Origin of the sequence: Ruegeria sp. HKCCD4315 (genome assembly GCF_013112245.1) — a bacterium.
Lineage (GTDB): Bacteria > Pseudomonadota > Alphaproteobacteria > Rhodobacterales > Rhodobacteraceae > Ruegeria.
In genome coordinates this window covers 281,664-295,679 of record NZ_WVRN01000002.1, presented here as the reverse complement: position 1 = coordinate 295,679, position 14,016 = coordinate 281,664, and the positions used below count along the sequence as shown (strand labels likewise).

The window sequence follows — 14,016 nt, the reverse complement described above, 5'->3', positions numbered from 1 at the left end:
GATGCAGCATATCACCGACCCGATTGATTGCCGCCTGTTGGACGACTTTCAGCGCGATTTCCCGATCACAGAGCGCCCTTTTCAAGTGCTGGGAGACGCACTGGGGCTGGACGAAACCGAAGTACTTGACCGTCTGACCCGGATGCGTGCCACCGGCCGCATCACGCGGGTTGGCGCAACCATCACGCCCGGCGCAGTCACAGCGAGCACTTTGGCGGCTGTATCCGCACCGGAAAGTCGGTTGGAAGAAGTTGCCGCCCTGATCGATGCCGAACCCGGGGTGAACCACAATTATCAGCGTGAAGATGCCTGGAACCTCTGGTTTGTCGCAACAGGCCCGGACCGCGAACATGTCAACGAGACACTGGCCCGGATCAGCCGGACCTCGGGGTTGCGGGTGCTGGATCTGCGCCTGGTCCGACCGTTCAACGTGGACCTTGGGTTTCGCATGACTGCTGGCGCCAAGAACGTTCCTAGTGCGCGCAAAGTAGACGCATCAGCCATGCGCGATGGGGATCGTTGTTTGCTGCAGACACTCAGTTCGGGCCTTTCACTGGTCGCAGAGCCCTATGAGGCTCTGGCTCGTTCATTGAACCGGAACGTGGATGATGTGATGGCCCGGATCGTCGCCTTGCACGCCGCCGGTATCATTTCACGGTTCGGCGTTATCGTGCGCCACCGGGCACTGGGGTGGTCCGCCAACGCGATGGTTGTTTGGGACTTGCCTGCGGAACAAATTGACACTGCCGGTCCGGCGCTGGCCGCCTATCCCGGTGTCACGCTGTGCTATGAGCGCAATCCGGTTGAAGATGTTTGGCCCTATCGCCTCTATTCGATGATCCACGCCCGAACCCGGAACGAGGCTTTGGACGTGCTGGCCGGTGCAATGGAACTGACCGAACTGGCTGGCGCGCGGAATAAGGTGTTGTTTTCGACCCGCTGTTTCAAGCAGACCGGAGCGTTGATTCAAGCGCGGGAGGTTGCCGCATGACTCTGGACGACAAAGACCGCGCGATCCTGAACCGGATGCAGGACGATCTGCCGCTCACCTCTCATCCTTTTGCGGCAGTGGCCGACGAGCTTGGCCTGTCCGAAACCGAGCTGCTGGAGCGTCTGACACGGCTGAAGAAAGACCGCGTTATCACGCGCTTTGGCCCGTTTTTCGACGCAGCCGCCATGGGCGGGGCCTTCTGCTTGTGCGCCATGGCTGTACCGACTGAAAATTTCGAAACCGTCCTGACCAAAGTCAATGCGCACCCTGAGGTCGCCCATAATTATGAACGTACCCACCGGCTGAACATGTGGTTCGTGCTGGCCACCGAAACACCTGAGGGGATCGAGGCCGCCGCCGATGCCATCGAACGGGAAACTGGGATCGATGTTCTCCGTTTCCCCAAACTCCAGGAATTTTTCATTGGCTTCCGGGTGGCAGCATGATCGATGCAACCGACAGACAGATTATCGAGGCGTTGCAAGGGGGCTTACCCTTGTCGCCGACCCCGTATGCGCAGGTTGCCAAGGATCTTGGGCTACAGGAAACCGATCTGCTTGAACGGCTGACAGCCCTGAAAGCACGCGGTGTGATCCGTCGCATTGCTGCGGCCCCAAATCACTACAAACTTGGCATGACATCGAACGGCATGACCGTTTGGGATGTGGACGATGCCAGCACCACCAAGTTGGGTGCACAGATCGGCGCCCTGCCCTTTGTGACCCATTGTTATGAACGGCCCCGCGCCCTGCCCGACTGGCCCTATAACTTGTTTGCCATGGTGCATGGTGCCAACCCTGATGAGGTTGAACAAAAGCGCGCCGAAATCGCTGCAATTCTGGGCGATGCCTGCCGGGCCAAGGACATCCTCTATTCCACGCGCATCCTGAAAAAGACCGGTCTGCGCCTGAAAAAGAAAGGCTGAGACATGTTCCGCCTGACAGAATACATGCACCAACTCGTCACCCCGACTCCGGTGCGCAAACGCCGCCCCAGCCCAGTGAAACCTGTGGTGATCTGGAACCTGACGCGACGCTGCAACCTGAAATGCCGCCATTGCTATACCGTCTCGGCGGATGTGGCGTTCCCCGGTGAGCTCAGCCATGAGCAAGCCATGGTAACCCTTGAGGATCTTGGCCAGTTTCGCGTCCCGGCCTTGATCCTCTCGGGTGGGGAGCCGCTGGACCGGTTCGATTTCTTTGACATCGCCAAACGCGCCCGTGATCTGGTGCCGATGCTGGCTTTGTCGACCAACGGCACGCGGATTTACGAGGAAACCGCCGACGTGATTGCCGATGTGGGATTCAACTATGTGGGCATCTCGCTGGATGGAATTGGAGCGACGAATGACTGGTTTCGCGGTGTCGAGGGGGCTTTTGCGGACGCCCTGCGCGGCGTGCGAGAGTGTAAAAAGCGCGGCATCAAGGTCGGCCTGCGGTTCTGCCTGACCGAAGGCACGCAGCATCACTTGCCTGACTTGCTGAAGCTCTGTGATGACGAAGGGGTCGATAAGTTCTACTTGTCTCACCTCGTCTATGCCGGGCGGGGCGACAAGAACCGAGGCGAAGACGCCGAACACCAGCGCACACGCAAGGGATTGGACCTACTGTTGGAGCGCGCTTGGGGGGCCGCGTCAGGCGGGCGACCGTTGGATATCGTGACCGGCAACAATGACGCCGATGCGGGGTACTTCCTGAACTGGATCCGCGCGCATTTCGATGCCGAGAAGGCTGCCCATGTCCACGAGCATCTGGCCGCATGGGGCGGCAATTCCAGCGGTTTGGGCGTCGCCAATATCGACAATCTGGGCCGGGTTCATCCCGACACATATTGGTCCGATTACACAATCGGCAACGTGAAAACCAAACCGTTTTCTGAACTTTGGACCAGCGATGACCCGATGCTGGCCATGCTACGCACCCGTCCTCGTCTACTGAAAGGCCGATGCGGTGCATGTGAACTGAAGGACGTCTGCGGCGGCAATACGCGTATTCGCGCCTTGCAACTGACCGGCGATCCCTGGGCCGAAGATCCGGCCTGTTACCTGTCAAATGAAGAAATTGGCGTGGATGACGCAGGAGAGCGCCTGCAGGTCACACCGTTCCGGGGGAAAAGCCATGATCCGGCGCATCAGTTTTTTTGATAACCCGTCCCTGTTCCGGCAAGTAGTGCCATCTGTGAAACCTGCAGGAGCCTCCGGCGGGAGTATTTGGAAAAAGATGAAGATCGGACTGATGTGTTCCGTTCTGACGGTCGGTTCGGCATGGGCCGACGCGCCAGCGGATTACGCTGAGCACTGCGCGTCATGCCATGGCGAGAACCGCTTGGGCGGCGTTGGGCCAGCTTTGATCCCCGAGACGTTAAAGCGAATGCGGGGGCCGCGGGTTGCAGCGGTGATCGCCGAGGGCCGCACCGCGACACAGATGCCTGCGTTTTCACATGAGCTCGACGCGTTGCAGATCGAAGAACTGGCGGGGTGGCTAAAATCTCCGCTCGAGAGCGATCCGGAATGGGGTGAAGCTGACATCATGGCCAGCCGTATTCTGGACGAGGATTACACCCCGGTCGAAGCACCCGTGTGGGATAGTGACCCTATGAACATCACGCTGGCGGTAGAGACCGGCGATCATCACGTCAGCGTTCTGGATGGCGACACGTTTGAAGTGCTGGACCGGTTCGAGACCCCTTTTGCCGTTCATGGCGGGCCAAAATTCAGCCCAGATGGCCGATACGTTTTCATCATGTCCCGCGATGGCTGGGTCCAGAAGTACGATATCTGGGCATTGAAACAGGTGGGGCGCGTTCGCGCGGGCCTCAACAGTCGCAACATCGCCATGTCAGGCGACGGAAAATGGGTGGCCGTTGCAAATTACTTGCCCAACAGCCTGACCCTGCTGTCGACCGAGGATCTTTCGGTTACCACTGTCATTGAAGTCAAAAGCAAGAAGGGCGTGCCCAGCAGGGTGTCTGCCGTCTATCAGGCCCCACCGCGGGAGAGCTTTGTTTTGGCCCTGAAGGACGTGCCCGAAATTTGGGAGGTGTTCTACGGGGCCAACCCGCCACAATTTGGTATCGGGCATGATTTCCGCATTGAAGGTCAGTTCAAGAATCCCAACCCCTTCCCCGTGCGCAAGATCACCACGCCCGACTATCTGGACGATTTCTTTTTCGACCAGAGCTATGAGTTTGTCATGGGGGCGTCACGTGATGGCAAAGGCGGTCAGGTGATTGATCTGGTGATCGGTCACAAGGTGGCCGATCTTGACCTGCCGGGGATGCCGCATCTTGGGTCCGGTATTACATGGAAGCATGGCGATACGACCGTGATGGCCACCCCTCATCTGACCGATGGCACCGTATCCGTGATCGATATGGAAAGCTGGGAAACCGTCAAGCGGATCAAGACGGAAGGACCGGGGTTCTTCATGCGCAGTCATGAAAATTCACCTTATGTCTGGGCCGATGTGTTCTTTGGCCCGAACAAGGATGCGATGCATGTGATCGACAAACAAAGCCTTGAAATCGTGAAAACTTTGCGCCCCGCGCCAGGTAAAACCGTGGCTCACGTGGAATTCACAAAAGATGGCAGCCATGCGCTGGTTTCGATCTGGGAAGATGATGGCGCGGTGATCGTCTATGACGCGCAGACGCTGGAAGAGGTCCGCCGCCTGCCGATGCGCAAACCGTCTGGAAAGTACAATGTCTGGAACAAAATCACCTTCTCGGAAGGCACCAGCCACTGACGGCAAATGGCCGGTTTGGAAGCTGGCCATTCTGCTTTATCCCGCCACGGCGCTTACCGTGGCTATCAATCTGTTTTTGCTGGGTTTAATTTTACACAGCGCCGGGTTTGGAGCAATTGAACCTGTTCCCGCACTTCTGTGGTCCGTCCCTTTGGGCATTCCAGCGACATGGCTGGCTGGGCGCTGGGTACGCGGATTGATGGACGAGGCAGACGGGTAAGCAAAGAATCTGTCTGCCTAACCAAAGTCAAGTATCGGCAAGTCGGAATCCCATACGGTTCAGGAAAGACTTCCGAGTTGGATTCTCCATGTCCGCCTTACACTTTCTCCACATCCTCCCTGACCGCGTCTTGCGTGCGGCATGTGGAGTGGCGGGCATCCTTCTTCTGTTGTTGCAAATGCTTGCTCCGGCGCTGGCGAGTCCCGGACAAAGCATGTGGGTGGAGATCTGCTCGGAGGCAGGCGCGGTTTGGGTTGAGGTGGACCTTGAGGAGGAAAACACCGATCCAACCGTGCCCTGCCCGAAATGCGCCGACTGTGCGCTATGCGCTGTAACGACGGCAGGACCTGTGCCAGACACTCCGCTGCTGGTCGCGGACCGCACCCTGCAAATTGCACGCCCTGGGATTGGTGATCCGTGTATTTACTATAACTCGAAACGACTGTGGCCCGAAACCCGAGGCCCCCCGTTTGCGACCGAAGAAGAATCTGAACGCGCCCTGCGCGCGTCCATGGCGTCCACCCAAATAATCGGAGGTGCGCCGTGGTCGTAAGTCGCGCAATCCATTTTCTGCTGGCTTTCTCCCTGTCCTGCCTGATGGCGATCAGCGCCCATGCCGACAGTCTGGCCAGTTTCCTGCCCGAGATTGAACCCGCCGATCTGGCCCCCGGTGCCGATGCATTTGGTCCGGTGCACGATGACATTCCGGTCGCGCCGATCACGAAGGATGGCGAGACCATTGCCTGGGCATTCCTGACGTCTGATTTTGTGGGCACGACGGGATATTCCGGCAAACCCATCCATGTGGTTGTCGGAATCGATGAGAATGCGGTGCTGACGGGCGTGCAACTGGTCAAGCATTCGGAACCCATCGTTCTGATCGGGATCCCCAATTCCCGCATGGTCGAGTTGACCGAAGGCTATGCCGGTCTGGACCTGAAGATCGAGGCCGAAACCGGTGGCGAGGGGCATGACCTCGACATCATCTCGGGCGCGACGGTCACGATCATGGTCATCGACGACAGCCTTGTGCGCGGCGGCATTAAGGTGGCGCGCGCGCTGGGGTTGGGCGGGCTGTCTCCGCTACAAGCTGATGGGCCGAAACGCGAAGTCGATATGGCACAGGACGAGGTCTTTGACTGGACCACCCTTTCCGGGGACGGATCGGTACGGCGGTTGACGCTGGATATCGGGCAGGTCAACGCAGCGTTTGAAGCAACCGGCGATCAACGGGCGATCAAACGCCCAGAACCGGGCGAACCCGATGACACCTTCATCGACATGCATATGGCGCTGGTTTCGGTCCCATCGATCGGCAAGTCGCTGCTGGGTGCGGCAGAATACCAGAACCTTGTAAACTGGTTGGAAGAAGGCGAGCAGGCCATTCTGGTGCTGGGTCGCGGAGCTTACAGCTTCAAGGGTTCAGGCTATGTGCGGGGCGGTATATTTGACCGAATCCAGCTGATCCAGGGCGACAGCTCGGTTCGGTTCTTTGACAAGCAACAGCGCCGTTTGGGCACAGTTGCCGCGTCGGATGCGCCGAGTTTCACGGAATTGGACATCTTCAAAATCCCTGCTGATGCCGAGTTTGATCCGGCTGAGCCGTTCCGCCTTCAACTGCTGGTACAGCGCGCGATTGGTGCTGTCGAAAAGACGTTCTTAACCTTTGACCTGGGCTACAAGCTGCCGGAACAGTACCTGCTGCCGGTCGCCGCGCCCGTGGTGGTCGATGACGCCAGCGGCGAAGCTGCCGCCAAAGCTGCCCTGTGGCAGCGCATCTGGAAGGACCGCACAGTCGAGATCGCGGTTCTGGGTGCAATGCTTCTGGTGCTGACTGCGACCTTCTTCTTCCAGTTCCACGCCACTATGAACGCGCGCGTCTTCTACTGGTTCCGCATCGGATACCTGACTATGACCCTGTTCTTCATCGGCTGGTACGCCAATGCGCAGCTGAGCGTGGTGAACCTGATGGCGCTGGCGGGCAGCCTGCGCACAGGATTCTCTTGGGACGCCTTCCTACTCGACCCGCTGGTGTTCATCCAATGGTTCGCCGTGGCCGCAGCGCTGCTGTTTTGGGGGCGCGGGGCCTATTGCGGCTGGCTGTGCCCGTTCGGCGCGCTGCAGGAACTGACCAACAAGGTCGCGCGGGCGTTAAAGGTCCCGCAATGGACCCTGCCCTGGGGCCTGAACGAACGGTTGTGGCCCGCGAAATACATGATCTTCCTTGGCCTCTTTGGCCTAAGCTTTGTGTCGATCCCGCTGGCAGAAACCTATGCCGAGATTGAACCGTTCAAGACCGCGATCATTCTGAAATTCATGCGCGACTGGCCATTTGTGGTCTTTGCGCTGGCTCTGCTTGGGATCGGGCTGTTCATAGAACGGTTCTTTTGCCGCTATCTCTGCCCGCTGGGCGGAGCTCTGGCGATCCCCGCCCGTATCCGCATGTTCGACTGGCTGCGCCGCTACCCCGATTGCGGCAGCCCCTGTCAGACCTGCGCCAACGAATGCCCCGTTCAGGCAATCCACCCCACCGGTGAGATCAATCCGAACGAGTGCGTCACCTGCCTGCATTGTCAGGTGCTCTACCAGTCCGAGGACAAATGTCCCGTCGTTATCCGCCAGTTGAAACGGCGGGCCAAGACAGGGTCGGTCACACCTAAGACCCCCCTCGGGCAACCACCGGCGAACCATCCGAACGCCAAACCGCAATCCGTTTCCTAAAAGGAGGAACGATCATGTCGGAACACGATAAGAAACTGAACATCACACGCCGCGGGATGCTGGGGGCAACCGCCACCGGCGCGGTGATCGCGGGAACGGGTCTGGGTTCAACCCTGATGACTGCGCGCGAAGCCAGCGCCGCCGCTAACGCTCATCTGGAACCCGGCGAGTTGGACGAATATTACGGCTTCTGGTCCTCGGGCCAAACCGGCGAGCTGCGCATTCTGGGTGTGCCCTCGATGCGTGAGCTGATGCGGGTGCCAGTATTCAACCGCTGTTCGGCCACCGGCTGGGGTCAGACCAATGAGTCGCTGAAAATTCTGACCGAAGGCCTGCTGCCCGAAACCAAAGAGTTCCTGGCCGCGAACGGCAAGGTCACCTATGACAACGGTGACCTGCACCACCCGCACATGTCATTCACCGATGGCACCTATGACGGTCGCTATTTGTTCATGAACGACAAGGCCAACACCCGCGTAGCTCGCGTGCGCTGCGATGTAATGAAATGCGACAAGATCATCGAGATCCCGAACGCACATGACATCCATGGTCTGCGACCGCAGAAATACCCGCGCACCGGCTACATCTTCGCTAACGGTGAGCACGAGGCACCGCTGGTTAATGACGGCCAGGTTCTCGACGATCCGTCGCAATACGTGAACATCTTTACCGCCATTGACGGCGACACGATGGAGATCGCATGGCAGGTGATGGTCTCTGGTAACCTCGACAACACCGACTGCGACTATCAGGGCAAATACGCCTTCTCGACCTCGTACAACTCAGAGATGGGTATGAACTTGGCCGAGATGACCGAGAACGAGCTGGACCACGTGGTCGTGTTCAACCTCAAGGCCATTGAAGATGCGGTTGCAGCGGGCAACTATCAGGAACTGAACGGCGTCAAAGTCGTGGACGGGCGCAAAGAGGCTGGCGGCAACCTGACCCGCTATATCCCGATCCCGAACTCGCCACACGGTGTGAATGCTGCACCCGACAAGAAACACATCATGATCAACGGTAAGCTGTCGCCGACCGTTTCGGTGATTGATGTGGAAAAAGTCGATGCGCTGTTTGCCGACAACGCCGATCCGCGTTCCGCCATAGTGGCCGAACCGCAGCTGGGTCTTGGCCCGCTTCACACTGCGTTCGACGGGAAGGGCAATGCCTTTACCACCCTGTTCCTGGACAGCCAGGTGGTGAAATGGGACATCGCCAAGGCCATCGAAGCCTACGCAGGTGCGGATGTTGATCCGATCCTCGACAAGGTGGACGTGCAGTATCAGCCGGGTCACAACTCGACCTCGATGGGTGAGACCGCAGAGGCGGACGGCAAATGGCTGATTTCGATGAACAAGTTCTCGAAGGACCGTTTCCTGAACGTAGGTCCGCTGAAGCCGGAAAACGAGCAGTTGATCGACATCTCGGGTGACAAGATGAAGGTGGTCCATGACGGCCCAACCTTCGCGGAACCGCACGACTCGATCCTTGTGCACCGGTCCAAGGTGAACCCGGTCAATGTCTGGGATCGAAATGATCCGATGTGGGAAGATGCCCGCAAACAGGCCGAGGCAGATGGTGTCGATCTGGACGAAGGTGCCGAAGAACCTATCCGGGACGGCAACAAGGTTCGCGTCTATATGACCTCGACGGCGCCTGTCTTCAGCATGGAGAAGTTCACCGTCAAACAGGGTGACGAGGTTACGATCTATGTCACCAACCTGGATGATGTGGACGACGTGACTCACGGGCTGTGCCTGTCGAACTTTGGCATCGCGATGGAGATCGGGCCGCAGGCCACCGCCTCGGTCACCTTCATCGCCGACCGTCCCGGCGTGCACTGGTATTATTGCCAGTGGTTCTGCCACGCGCTGCATATGGAAATGCGCGGCCGGATGTTTGTTGAACCCCGGAGTGCATAAAATGCGTTGGTCCCTGCTCATACCGCTCCTGCTCGGCTCGCCTCTTTGGGCGGCGGATTGGGATGTGCCCAACCGGGCGGGGGCCATCAACGAGATACTGGCGCAGGCGGCGGATGGAGATACCCTCCGCCTGCGCCCCGGTGTCTACACTGAAACGCTGGTTCTGGACCGGCCCGTTACCCTTGACGGGCTGGGACAAGCCACCATTGACGGTCAAGGCGAAGGCAGCGTCATCACCGTGACCGGGCCTGGCGTGACAGTGCGCGGACTGACAGTGATCGGATCGGGCTCGAACCATGACGGGATCGACAGCGGCATCCAATTGACCAAGACAGCCCACGCGCCGGTGGTTGAAGATAATGTGCTGCTGGGCAATCTCTATGGCATCGACATCCACGGTGCGAAAGACAGCATCGTGCGGCGTAACCGGATCGAAGGACGGCAAGACCAGCGTATGAACGACCGCGGCAACGGGGTTTATGTCTGGAATGCGCCCGGTGCGCGGGTCGAAGACAATGACATCCGGTACGGTCGCGACGGGATCTTTGTGAACTCGTCCAAGAAGAACATCTTCACCGGCAACCTGTTCCGCGGTCTGCGTTTTGCAGTGCATTACATGTATGCCGACAATTCGGTGGTCAGTGACAATGTCTCGATCGGCAACGATCTGGGCTACGCGGTGATGTTCACGACCAATGTCACAGTGGCCAACAACGTCTCCATCGGGGACCGCGAACATGGTGTGATGCTAAACTATGCCAACAAGAGCGTCATCACCGGCAACGTTGTGAAAGGCGCGAAAGAGAAATGCACCTTCTTGTATAACTCGAACAAGAACGAATTCACCGACAACTGGTTCCAGGGATGCGGCATCGGCATTCATTTCACCGCTGGCAGCGAGCGCAACCGCATCGTTGGCAATTCTTTCATCGGAAACCGGACGCAGGTAAAATACGTCTCGACCAAATGGGTCGAGTGGTCTGAAGACGGACGCGGAAATTACTGGTCCGATTTCGCTGCCTATGATGTGGATGGCAACGGCATTGCCGATGCCCCTTATCGCCCCAATGACTCGATGGACCATGTGCTGTGGACCCAACCCGCAGCCAAACTGCTGCTCGGCTCCCCTGCCGTGCAGCTGGTGCGCTGGTCGCAATCAGCCTTCCCGGCACTGCTGCCGGGGGGTGTGATGGACAGCAATCCACTGATGCAAGCCCCTGAACCCCCAGCTATGAAAAAGGTGCCTCATGACGGATAAGGCCCTGACGATTGATCATGTTCTCAAGGATCGAGGGAAAACCCGCGTTCTTGACGATATCACCCTGTCTCTTGCCCCCGGACAGCGCGTTGCGCTGCTCGGCCACAACGGCGCGGGCAAGTCGACGCTGATCAAATCCATCCTCGGCCTGACGCCGATCCACGGCGGCGCCATCCGGATCGGGGACGCCACCCCCGGCAGCGCCCAAGCGCGGCGCGAGACGGCGTATCTGCCCGAGGCTGTGTCGTTTCACCCTGCCCTGACGGGCCGCGAGCAACTGACTCTGTTTGCGAAACTGTCCGGCGCAAAAGCTGATGTGCCCGGCCTTCTGGAACGCGTCGGCCTGAGCGATGCTCTGGACCGCCGGATTGGTGCTTATTCCAAGGGGATGCGGCAACGTCTGGGCCTGGCGCAGGTTCTGCTGGGCCAGCCGAAAGTGGCGCTGCTGGATGAGCCGACAAGCGGCTTGGACCCGATCTCACGACAGGATCTTTATGCCATCATTGACGAGCTGGCGGCACAAGGCACCGCCGTGTTGATCGCATCCCATGCACTGACCGAGGTCGAGGCCCGCACGGATCGCATCGCCATCATGCGCAAAGGCCGGATGGTGGTTGACGACACGCTGAACAACCTTTCGGCGCTGGCTGGTCTTCCGATCCGCCTGAAGGTTCGTGCCAGTGCCAATGCCGATGCTTTGGCCGCCGAATTGGGCGGCAACCGGATCAATGGCGCGTCGGTGGAACTGCTCTGTACCCCGGCTGACAAGATGGAAGCCCTGCGCCGCATCGCCGGCATGGGCGACGCGGTGGCGGACGTCGAGATGACTCCGCCGAAACTGGAAGACCTCTATCGTCACTACGCACAGGAGGAACTGCAATGACCCGTTTCCTCGCCATCACCCGCACCGAGATGCTGATCCTGCGCCGCAACCGCTGGCTGCTGGTCGCCACACTGATCATGGTGCTGTTCGCTTTGGCGCTGACTTTCGCAGGCAGCGCTCCAACCGGAACACTGGGCGTTGACATGCTGACCGTCTCGGTCGCGTCTATGACTACGCTGTCGGTCTATCTTGCCCCCTTGCTGGCGCTGATGATCTCGTTCGACGCCATTGCGGGCGACGTGGACCGGGGCAGCCTGTCGCTGCTTTTGTCCTACCCGGCAGGACGCGGAGAAATCCTGTTGGGTAAGTTCACAGCACATCTGGCCGCATTGTCCTTTGCCATGGCCGTAGGCTTCGGCACCGCTGGCGCCGTAGCCGCGTTTTTTGGGGGCGCTGGGCCAGACAGCCTATTGGCTCTGGCGCGTCTGATCCTCACATCCATCCTGCTGGGCGCTGTCTTTCTGGCGCTGGGATACCTGCTGTCCGCCCTGGCAAAGGGGGCCACGGCGGCGGCGGGTCTGTCGGCCGGGCTCTGGCTGGTTTTTGTCGTCCTCTATGATCTGGGCCTGTTGGGGGCTGTCGTCATGGACAAGGGCAGCAGCTTCACCCAATCCGTCTTTCCATGGGTGATGGTGGCCAACCCGGCCGACGCATTCCGGCTGTGGAACATCGCCACGACCGAAGGCGTGGCCATGGCATCCGGCATGACCGGGGCTGCGCAGGCCCTTCCCGTCTGGGCAGCACCTGCGTCACTGCTGATCTGGCCCGTGGTGGCCTTCGCCCTTGCGCGGCTTGCATTTCGGAGGGTTGAACCATGAAACACCTCGCCCTAATCGCGTTGGTCGCGCTGGCGGCTTGCAAGGAAGAGGTTGCGAAAGCCCCCAATCCGGTTGATCTGACCCCAGACGCGCTGAGCTTTTTCTGCCAGATGAATATTGCCGAGCATGGCGGTCCTAAAGGTCAGATCCATCTGGAAGGCTACCCCGCCCCACTGTTTTTTGCGCAGGTGCGTGATATGGTGGCATACCTCAAAAGCCCCGAACGTGATGCAGATATAACGGCTGTATACGTCAGCGACATGGGCGTCGCGCCAAGCTGGCGTCAGCCCGGAATTTCGAACTGGATCGCTGCAGATGGTGCGACCTTTGTTGTCGGCGCCAATGTCGCTGGCGGCATGGGTGCGCGAGAGGTGGTGCCGTTTGCCCGTCCTACAGACGCCGAATCTTTCATCACTATTTACGGCGGCGCGGCAATGAGCCTGCCAGACATCCCGGATGCCGAAGTGCTTGGTCCTGTTGATCTTGATCTACCGCTGGAGACACCCGCATGACTGCCCTGACTCGCCGCCGGTTTTTGTTCATCTCAGCTGCCTGCTCTTTGTCCGGTCCGGCGTTGGCGTCGGATGCACGGTGGAACGGAGCTGCACTTGGTGCCGCGGCAAGTCTGCGATTGGTCGGACTGTCGGATACCGACGCTGCGCCAATCATCAACGCCGTTGAATCCGAGATGGCGCGGTTAGAGGAAATCTTTAGCCTCTATCGTCCTGACTCGCAGATCTGCAAGTTAAACAGGTATGGTACACTGAGCGCACCTGCTCCTGAGTTGTTGAGGGTACTGGGCTTATGCGCAGCTTTGCATCAGGCTTCGGAAGGGGCGTTTGATCCAAGCGTACAACCTCTGTGGTCGGCAATGTCGACGCAGCCCCCTTCTGAAAATCTGGATGAAGTTCGGCAGATAATCGGTTGGGAAAAGGTCTTTTTCGACACTTCAGTAGTGCGCCTGCCTGTGCCCGGTCAATCAGCGCTGACGCTGAACGGCATTGCACAGGGCGCAATTACAGATCGGATCGCAGCACTTCTGCGTGGATTTGGTTTGCGCGATGTTTTGGTTAACATGGGAGAGGTCGCCGCTTTGGGCACGCGAAGCGATGGCACACCCTGGAACGTTGGTATCGCCGCACCGGATCAAAGAGTGTTGAAACGCATTTCGTTGCAGAACCGCGCAGTTGCCACATCGTCATCCTTAGGCTCGGAACTGGGCCCTGGGCTTGGCCACATCATCACCCCAAACGGGCCAGCGCGCGACAACCGGACGGTTTCGATTTCTGCCCCGGACGCCAGTCTGGCGGATGGTCTATCGACCGCACTTTGTGCCGCTCCATACCGGCAAGCGAACGAAATCGCGCGGCAGTTTCCAGGCGCCCGGATCGAATTAGACGCATGAAAATCACCCTTCAAGTCTCAAAGTGATCAATAAAATTTCTGAACAAATATGACTT

At 59.0% G+C, this 14,016-nt stretch carries 14 protein-coding genes; all 14 read left to right on the top strand.

Features of this window, described 5'->3' with window-relative positions; translation table 11 throughout:
- Position 1 precedes the first annotated feature (1 nt).
- Positions 2–991, top strand: coding sequence for an AsnC family transcriptional regulator (locus tag GS646_RS19285; RefSeq protein ID WP_171185620.1), 990 nt, complete (start codon positions 2–4; stop codon positions 989–991).
- Positions 988–1,437, top strand: coding sequence for an Lrp/AsnC family transcriptional regulator (locus GS646_RS19280; protein ID WP_171185622.1), 450 nt, complete (start codon positions 988–990; stop codon positions 1,435–1,437). The genes GS646_RS19285 and GS646_RS19280 overlap by 4 nt, the downstream gene beginning before the upstream one ends.
- Positions 1,434–1,916: an AsnC family transcriptional regulator gene (locus GS646_RS19275; RefSeq protein WP_171185624.1), complete on the top strand. Its 483-nt coding sequence runs from the start codon at positions 1,434–1,436 to the stop codon at positions 1,914–1,916. The genes GS646_RS19280 and GS646_RS19275 overlap by 4 nt, the downstream gene beginning before the upstream one ends.
- 3 nt (positions 1,917–1,919) lie before the next feature.
- Positions 1,920–3,134, top strand: coding sequence for a heme d1 biosynthesis radical SAM protein NirJ (gene nirJ, locus GS646_RS19270; protein WP_171647280.1), 1,215 nt, complete (start codon positions 1,920–1,922; stop codon positions 3,132–3,134).
- Positions 3,135–3,210: 76 nt separating this feature from the next.
- The gene (locus GS646_RS19265) at positions 3,211–4,734 is read left to right on the top strand and encodes a nitrite reductase (RefSeq protein ID WP_216600413.1); all 1,524 of its coding nucleotides are present in this window, start codon (positions 3,211–3,213) and stop codon (positions 4,732–4,734) included.
- The gene (locus GS646_RS19260) at positions 4,691–4,954 is read left to right on the top strand and encodes a hypothetical protein (protein WP_171185628.1); all 264 of its coding nucleotides are present in this window, start codon (positions 4,691–4,693) and stop codon (positions 4,952–4,954) included. Before GS646_RS19265 ends, GS646_RS19260 begins: the two co-directional genes overlap by 44 nt.
- An 88-nt stretch (positions 4,955–5,042) precedes the next feature.
- On the top strand, positions 5,043–5,507 hold the full coding sequence (locus GS646_RS19255) for a DUF2946 family protein (RefSeq protein WP_171647282.1): 465 nt from the start codon (positions 5,043–5,045) through the stop codon (positions 5,505–5,507).
- A 44-nt stretch (positions 5,508–5,551) separates the two neighbouring features.
- The gene (locus GS646_RS19250) at positions 5,552–7,675 is read left to right on the top strand and encodes a NosR/NirI family protein (protein ID WP_216600421.1); all 2,124 of its coding nucleotides are present in this window, start codon (positions 5,552–5,554) and stop codon (positions 7,673–7,675) included.
- Positions 7,676–7,689: 14 nt separating this feature from the next.
- Entirely contained in the window at positions 7,690–9,597 is a 1,908-nt protein-coding gene (gene nosZ, locus GS646_RS19245) for a TAT-dependent nitrous-oxide reductase (protein ID WP_171185634.1), read from the top strand.
- A gap of 1 nt (position 9,598) precedes the next feature.
- On the top strand, positions 9,599–10,855 hold the full coding sequence (locus tag GS646_RS19240; protein ID WP_171647286.1) for a nitrous oxide reductase family maturation protein NosD: 1,257 nt from the start codon (positions 9,599–9,601) through the stop codon (positions 10,853–10,855).
- Positions 10,845–11,738 carry an ABC transporter ATP-binding protein gene (locus GS646_RS19235; protein WP_171185637.1) on the top strand — a complete coding sequence of 298 codons (894 nt, stop codon included), beginning with the start codon at positions 10,845–10,847 and terminating at the stop codon, positions 11,736–11,738. Before GS646_RS19240 ends, GS646_RS19235 begins: the two co-directional genes overlap by 11 nt.
- Entirely contained in the window at positions 11,735–12,556 is an 822-nt protein-coding gene (locus GS646_RS19230) for an ABC transporter permease (protein ID WP_171647287.1), read from the top strand. Before GS646_RS19235 ends, GS646_RS19230 begins: the two co-directional genes overlap by 4 nt.
- Entirely contained in the window at positions 12,553–13,068 is a 516-nt protein-coding gene (locus GS646_RS19225) for a nitrous oxide reductase accessory protein NosL (protein WP_171647289.1), read from the top strand. Before GS646_RS19230 ends, GS646_RS19225 begins: the two co-directional genes overlap by 4 nt.
- Positions 13,065–13,961, top strand: coding sequence for an FAD:protein FMN transferase (locus GS646_RS19220; RefSeq protein ID WP_171647290.1), 897 nt, complete (start codon positions 13,065–13,067; stop codon positions 13,959–13,961). The genes GS646_RS19225 and GS646_RS19220 overlap by 4 nt, the downstream gene beginning before the upstream one ends.
- Positions 13,962–14,016: the final 55 nt, after the last annotated feature.

Coding starts and splice junctions, on each gene's coding strand:
- GS646_RS19285 (WP_171185620.1), top strand. CDS start 2: ATGCAGCATATCACCGACCCGATTGATTGCCGCCTGTTGGACGACTTT.
- GS646_RS19280 (WP_171185622.1), top strand. CDS start 988: ATGACTCTGGACGACAAAGACCGCGCGATCCTGAACCGGATGCAGGAC.
- GS646_RS19275 (WP_171185624.1), top strand. CDS start 1,434: ATGATCGATGCAACCGACAGACAGATTATCGAGGCGTTGCAAGGGGGC.
- nirJ (WP_171647280.1), top strand. CDS start 1,920: ATGTTCCGCCTGACAGAATACATGCACCAACTCGTCACCCCGACTCCG.
- GS646_RS19265 (WP_216600413.1), top strand. CDS start 3,211: ATGAAGATCGGACTGATGTGTTCCGTTCTGACGGTCGGTTCGGCATGG.
- GS646_RS19260 (WP_171185628.1), top strand. CDS start 4,691: ATGTCTGGAACAAAATCACCTTCTCGGAAGGCACCAGCCACTGACGGC.
- GS646_RS19255 (WP_171647282.1), top strand. CDS start 5,043: ATGTCCGCCTTACACTTTCTCCACATCCTCCCTGACCGCGTCTTGCGT.
- GS646_RS19250 (WP_216600421.1), top strand. CDS start 5,552: ATGGCGATCAGCGCCCATGCCGACAGTCTGGCCAGTTTCCTGCCCGAG.
- nosZ (WP_171185634.1), top strand. CDS start 7,690: ATGTCGGAACACGATAAGAAACTGAACATCACACGCCGCGGGATGCTG.
- GS646_RS19240 (WP_171647286.1), top strand. CDS start 9,599: ATGCGTTGGTCCCTGCTCATACCGCTCCTGCTCGGCTCGCCTCTTTGG.
- GS646_RS19235 (WP_171185637.1), top strand. CDS start 10,845: ATGACGGATAAGGCCCTGACGATTGATCATGTTCTCAAGGATCGAGGG.
- GS646_RS19230 (WP_171647287.1), top strand. CDS start 11,735: ATGACCCGTTTCCTCGCCATCACCCGCACCGAGATGCTGATCCTGCGC.
- GS646_RS19225 (WP_171647289.1), top strand. CDS start 12,553: ATGAAACACCTCGCCCTAATCGCGTTGGTCGCGCTGGCGGCTTGCAAG.
- GS646_RS19220 (WP_171647290.1), top strand. CDS start 13,065: ATGACTGCCCTGACTCGCCGCCGGTTTTTGTTCATCTCAGCTGCCTGC.